The organism is Rathayibacter sp. AY1A5 (assembly GCF_002930875.1).
Taxonomy (GTDB): Bacteria; Actinomycetota; Actinomycetes; order Actinomycetales; family Microbacteriaceae; genus Rathayibacter.
Window position 1 is genome coordinate 1 of record NZ_PSTM01000045.1, and the last position, 4523, is coordinate 4523.

Below are 4523 nucleotides of genomic sequence, written 5' to 3' on the forward strand. Positions count from 1 at the left end.
TCACGCTGCTGGTGATGGGGATCATGATCCTCGCGGTGGTCGTGCTCGCCCCGAGCATCAAGAACTTCGTCGAGCAGCGCGCCGAGATCGCCGAGCTGCAGCGCTCGGTCGACGCGGCCAAGACCCAGGCGCAGAACCTCGACGAGCAGCGCACCCGCTGGTCCGACCCGGCGTTCATCCGCGCGCAGGCCCGCGAGCGGCTGTACTTCGTGATGCCCGGCGAGGTGAGCTACCTCGTGCTCGACGACGTGACGCTCGCCCAGCAGGCGCAGCAGCCCGCGAGCGACACGGTGCAGGAGACCCCGAGCGACTGGGCCGGATCCCTGCTGTCCTCGATCGCGGTCTCGGGCCTCGGCGAGCCGACCGCCGACGAGCTGACACCGACTCCGTAGCTCCCGCCCGACCCCGTCGCTCCCGCCCGGCCCCGCGTACACTGGAGCGTCCTCCCGGCCGTCCGTCCTCTGGAGCCCCCGTGACCACGCCCCCCTTCGATCCGCCGTCCGAGCGCGACATCGCGGTCGTCTCCGCCCAGCTGGGCCGTCCCGCCCGGGACGTCGTCGGGATCAGCGCCCGCTGCGTCTGCGGCGACCCGACGGTGGTCTCCACGAGCCCCCGCCTGTCCGACGGCACGCCGTTCCCCACCTTCTACTACCTGACCCACCCCGCCGCGACGGCCGCGATCTCGCAGCTCGAGGCCACCCAGGTCATGGTCGAGTACAACGCGATGCTCGCCGAGGACGAGGAGCTGCGCGAGGCGTACGCCGCTGCGCACCGGGCGTTCCTGGCCGACCGCGAGAGCGTCGGCTCCGTCCCCGAGATCGCGGGCATCTCCTCCGGGGGCATGCCCTCGCGGGTGAAGTGCCTCCACGCCCTCGCCGCGCACGCCCTCGCGGCGGGCCCCGGCGTCAATCCGATCGGCGATCTGGCCCTGGCCCGCGCCGACTGGTCTCCCGAGCGCTGCGCCTGCAGGCCGCTCGACGCGTAGCCGCTCCTACCGGAGCCACGGAGGCGCCACCACCGGCGCGCTCTTCGCTAAGCTGATTCCCAGTCGGGGTCAGTGCTGCCCACCGCATCGAGAGCGGGCACTTCGCATTGCGTGAGGGTGTTCGCATTGTCCATCCCTCTTGGAGAGTCAACCGTGCCCAGAATCCTGATCGTCGGAGGCGGCTACGCCGGCTTCTACACCGCGTGGAAGCTCGAGAAGCAGCTCCGCCCGCACGAGGCAGAGGTCACGATCGTCGACCCGCTGCCCTACATGGCGTACCTGCCCTTCCTCCCCGAGGTCGCCGCGGGGTCGATCGAGCCGCGCCACGCGATCGTCTCGCTCCGCCGCCACCTCAAGAAGACCGCGATCCTCGCCGCCAAGGTGACGAAGATCGACCACGCGAACCGCACCGCGACGATCACCCCGACCGTGGGCGAGCCCTACGAGTTCGAGTACGACCAGATCGTCGTCACCGCCGGCTCCGTCTCGCGCACCTTCCCGATCCCGGGCGTCGCCGACAACGCGATCGGCCTGAAGACGATCGAGGAGGCGACCGCGATCCGCGACCGCATGCTCACGAACTTCGACAAGGCCGCGTCGCTCCCCGCTGGCCCCGAGCGCTCGCGCCTGCTGACCGTCACGGTCGTCGGCGGCGGGTTCGCGGGCATCGAGGTCTTCGCCGAGCTGCGCTCCTTCGCGAGCGCGCTGCTCAAGCGCTACCCCGAGATCGACTTCGAGGAGACGCAGTTCCACCTCATCGAGGCGATGGGCCGGATCATGCCCGAGGTCGCCCTCGAGACGAGCCACTGGGTGCTGAAGAACCTCGACCAGCGCGGCGCCACCGTGCACCTCGACACGCAGCTCAAGTCGGCCGAGAACGGCGTCATCCAGCTGTCGACGGGCGAGAGCTTCGAGTCGGACCTCATCATCTGGACCGCGGGCGTCATGGCGAACCCGTCGATCAAGAACTCCGACCTGCCCATCGAGGAGCGCGGCCGCCTGCGCGTGCGCGCCGACCTCCGCGTCGGCCACGACGACGTGCTCGTCGAGGGCGCCTGGGGCGCCGGCGACGCAACGGCCGTCCCCGACCTCACCGGCGGCGGCGTCGGCGGCTTCTGCGTGCCGAACGCCCAGCACGCCGTCCGCCAGGGCAAGCTCATGGCCAAGAACATCACCGCGGTGCTCCGCGGCGAGGAGCCGGTCGACTACGTGCACAAGAACCTCGGCGCGGTCGCGGGCCTGGGCATCGGCATCGGCGTGTTCCAGTCCGGCAAGATCGCTGTGAAGGGCTTCCCCGCCTGGGTGATGCACCGCGGCTACCACGGTCTCGCCATGCCCTCGTGGGAGCGCAAGTTCCGCGTGGTCTGGGGCTGGTGGAACAACCTCTGGCTCGGCCGCGACATCGCCTCGATCGAGGCCCGCGAGTACCCCCGCGGCTCCTTCGAGACCTACGCGTCGCGTCCGCGTCCGGCGGCCCCGGCCGCCGAGGCTCCGGCCGCGCAGGCCCCGGCGCAGATCCCCGGCCAGGCCGGTGCTCCGGTCCCGGTCGGCGGCGAGCCCGCCAAGTCCTGACACCGCCGCCGGGAGGGTCGTTCCTCCCGGTGGTCGCCCCCATAGCCCAATCGGCAGAGGCAGACGACTTAAAATCGTCTCAGTCTGGGTTCGAGTCCCAGTGGGGGCACTCCGTCCGACGTGCCGCTCTCTAGGCGGCGCGGGCGTGCGCGCTGCGTCGAGCGGGCTCGCGCAGCCCGGCCTCGAGGGCCTGGGTGATCTCGCCCGGGGTGCAGTCGGCGCAGAGCACGACGAGCTCCTCCTCTGTGTCGCGGCCGCCGGAGCGGTCGAGGACGACGGCGTCGGTTCCGCAGAGTGCGCATTCGATCATGCGGGTACCGTACGTCCGACCTCCGACATGCGCGCGGCAGCGCCCCGGCGCGTCTCGCCCGGATCCGGCAGGGCGCCGGGCGCGCCTCCGGACCGGTCGTCCTTCCGGCCGGAGGAGCCCGGTGTTCGGGAATCGGACGAGGATCCCGCGCGCCCGCGCCGCCTCGCCTAGAGTCGTCACCGGGCGGTTCCGAGCCCGGGCGCCCGCGTCCGGATGCGAGCCGCCCGGTCCACGGCGGGCGCCGGAACGGTCCCGCTTCTCGTGCCCGCGGGCACCGTCATGCACCGCCCGGCGACGGGCGGCCGGGAGGCCCCCATGGGGAAGCTGCTCTACGGAGCCTCGGGAGTCGAGATCGAGTTCGACGACCGCACGCTCACGCACGTCCAGATCGTCATCGCCAACAAGCTGCGCCGCCGCGAGAGCTTCTTCTTCTCCTGGCGGGACGACCCCGCGGTCGGCGACGGCCGCTCGAGCATCTGGCTCGACCCCTCCGTGCCCCTCTACTTCAAGTACTTCGGCGGACGGGTCCCCTCGATCAACCGCACCTGGATCGACCTGCTGACCGTCTCGGCGAACTCGTCCGGCGGGCTGCAGCTCGTGCAGGAGCCGGACGCCGCCCCCACCCCGCCGCCGAAGGGCGAGCAGGGCGCCTGACCCCCACCCGCCACGCCCCGGAGAAGAGCCCCATGCAGCGCGACGTCTCGGCCCACCTGACCCTCGACGTCGCGGCTCCGGCCGCCCTCGTCCTCTCGATCGCGGTGGCCGACGCGTACGGGGCGGAGGAGTCGCTGACGCTCACCGTCGACGGCCGCCCGCTCGCCGCTCGCGAGGTGATCGACCAGCACGGCACCCGGCTGCACGTGCTCGACGCGCCGGTCGGGCACCTCGTCGTGGACTACTCCGCGCGCGTCCTGGGACGCCTCGATCCGCTCGAGGGCGACGAGGTGGACCGGCTGCGGTACCTGCGGCCGAGCCGCTACGCCGAGTCGGACGTGCTGTGGGCGACGGCCCGGGCCGAGTTCGCCGGCCTCGCCGGGGCGGACCTCCTGCACGCGGTGAGCTCCTGGGTCGGCACGCGGCTGGCGTACGTCCCCGGCTCGAGCCTTCCGACGGACGGGGCCGAGCGGACGCTGCTCGCCCGCCGCGGAGTCTGCCGCGACTTCGCGCACCTCGTCGTCGCCCTCCTCCGGGCGCTGGACGTGCCCGCCCGACTGGCGGCCGTGTACGCGCCGGGACTCCAGCCGATGGACTTCCACGCGGTCGCGGAGGCCTGGATCGAGGGGGAGTGGCGGGCGGTCGACGCGACGACGCTCGCGCCGCGGTCGAGCCTCGTGCGGATCGCGACGGGACGCGACGCGGCCGACACCGCGTTCCTCGGCGTCTACGGCGGCATCGCGACGCTGCGCGAGCTGACCGTCGGCGCCGTGGCCGACGTGCTGCCGGGCGACGACCTCGACCGGCCCGTCTCGATCGGCTGAGCGGGCGCCCGAGCTCGGCTACTCCGACTCGACGAAGCGCCGCCAGGCCCAGATCGACGTGCACACCGCGCTGAAGGCGACCACGGCGAAGAGCACCGGACCCGCTCCGCCGTCGGTCGACCAGGACGCGATGGTCGGGGTGAGCAGCACGAACAGCACGGTCGTCGCGAGGAGCGTG

At 72.6% G+C, this 4523-nt stretch carries 6 protein-coding genes and 1 tRNA gene; 6 read left to right on the forward strand and 1 reads right to left on the reverse strand.

Annotated features, from left to right (window positions below; genetic code table 11):
• From C5B98_RS16420 to C5B98_RS16435, 4 genes are all read left to right on the forward strand, one after another.
• The coding region (locus C5B98_RS16420; RefSeq protein ID WP_104328120.1) for a septum formation initiator family protein at positions 1-392 on the forward strand (392 nt) is incomplete at its 5' end.
• Positions 393-472: 80 nt separating this feature from the next.
• Positions 473-985 carry a DUF501 domain-containing protein gene (locus C5B98_RS16425; RefSeq protein ID WP_104227430.1) on the forward strand — a complete coding sequence of 171 codons (513 nt, stop codon included), beginning with the start codon at positions 473-475 and terminating at the stop codon, positions 983-985.
• 153 nt (positions 986-1138) lie between these two features.
• Positions 1139-2557 (forward strand): NAD(P)/FAD-dependent oxidoreductase, encoded by a 1419-nt coding sequence (locus C5B98_RS16430; RefSeq protein ID WP_104225019.1) that lies wholly within the window; start codon positions 1139-1141, stop codon positions 2555-2557.
• A 35-nt stretch (positions 2558-2592) separates the two neighbouring features.
• A tRNA-Leu gene (locus C5B98_RS16435) sits at positions 2593-2666 on the forward strand.
• A gap of 21 nt (positions 2667-2687) precedes the next feature.
• Here C5B98_RS16435 and C5B98_RS16440 read toward each other — a convergent pair.
• The gene (locus C5B98_RS16440) at positions 2688-2867 is read right to left on the reverse strand and encodes a hypothetical protein (RefSeq protein WP_104328121.1); all 180 of its coding nucleotides are present in this window, start codon (positions 2865-2867) and stop codon (positions 2688-2690) included.
• 315 nt (positions 2868-3182) lie between these two features.
• On the opposite strand from C5B98_RS16440, the gene C5B98_RS16445 reads away from it, so the two are divergent.
• Both C5B98_RS16445 and C5B98_RS16450 read left to right on the forward strand, forming a co-directional pair.
• The gene (locus C5B98_RS16445) at positions 3183-3521 is read left to right on the forward strand and encodes an ATP-dependent DNA ligase (RefSeq protein WP_068211888.1); all 339 of its coding nucleotides are present in this window, start codon (positions 3183-3185) and stop codon (positions 3519-3521) included.
• Positions 3522-3553: 32 nt separating this feature from the next.
• A complete protein-coding gene (locus C5B98_RS16450) occupies positions 3554-4345 on the forward strand; it encodes a transglutaminase family protein (protein WP_104234572.1) in 792 nt (263 codons plus the stop codon).
• Positions 4346-4523 lie beyond the last annotated feature (178 nt).

Coding starts and splice junctions, on each gene's coding strand:
- C5B98_RS16450 (WP_104234572.1), top strand. CDS start 3,554: ATGCAGCGCGACGTCTCGGCCCACCTGACCCTCGACGTCGCGGCTCCG.
- C5B98_RS16445 (WP_068211888.1), top strand. CDS start 3,183: ATGGGGAAGCTGCTCTACGGAGCCTCGGGAGTCGAGATCGAGTTCGAC.
- C5B98_RS16440 (WP_104328121.1), bottom strand. CDS start 2,867: ATGATCGAATGCGCACTCTGCGGAACCGACGCCGTCGTCCTCGACCGC.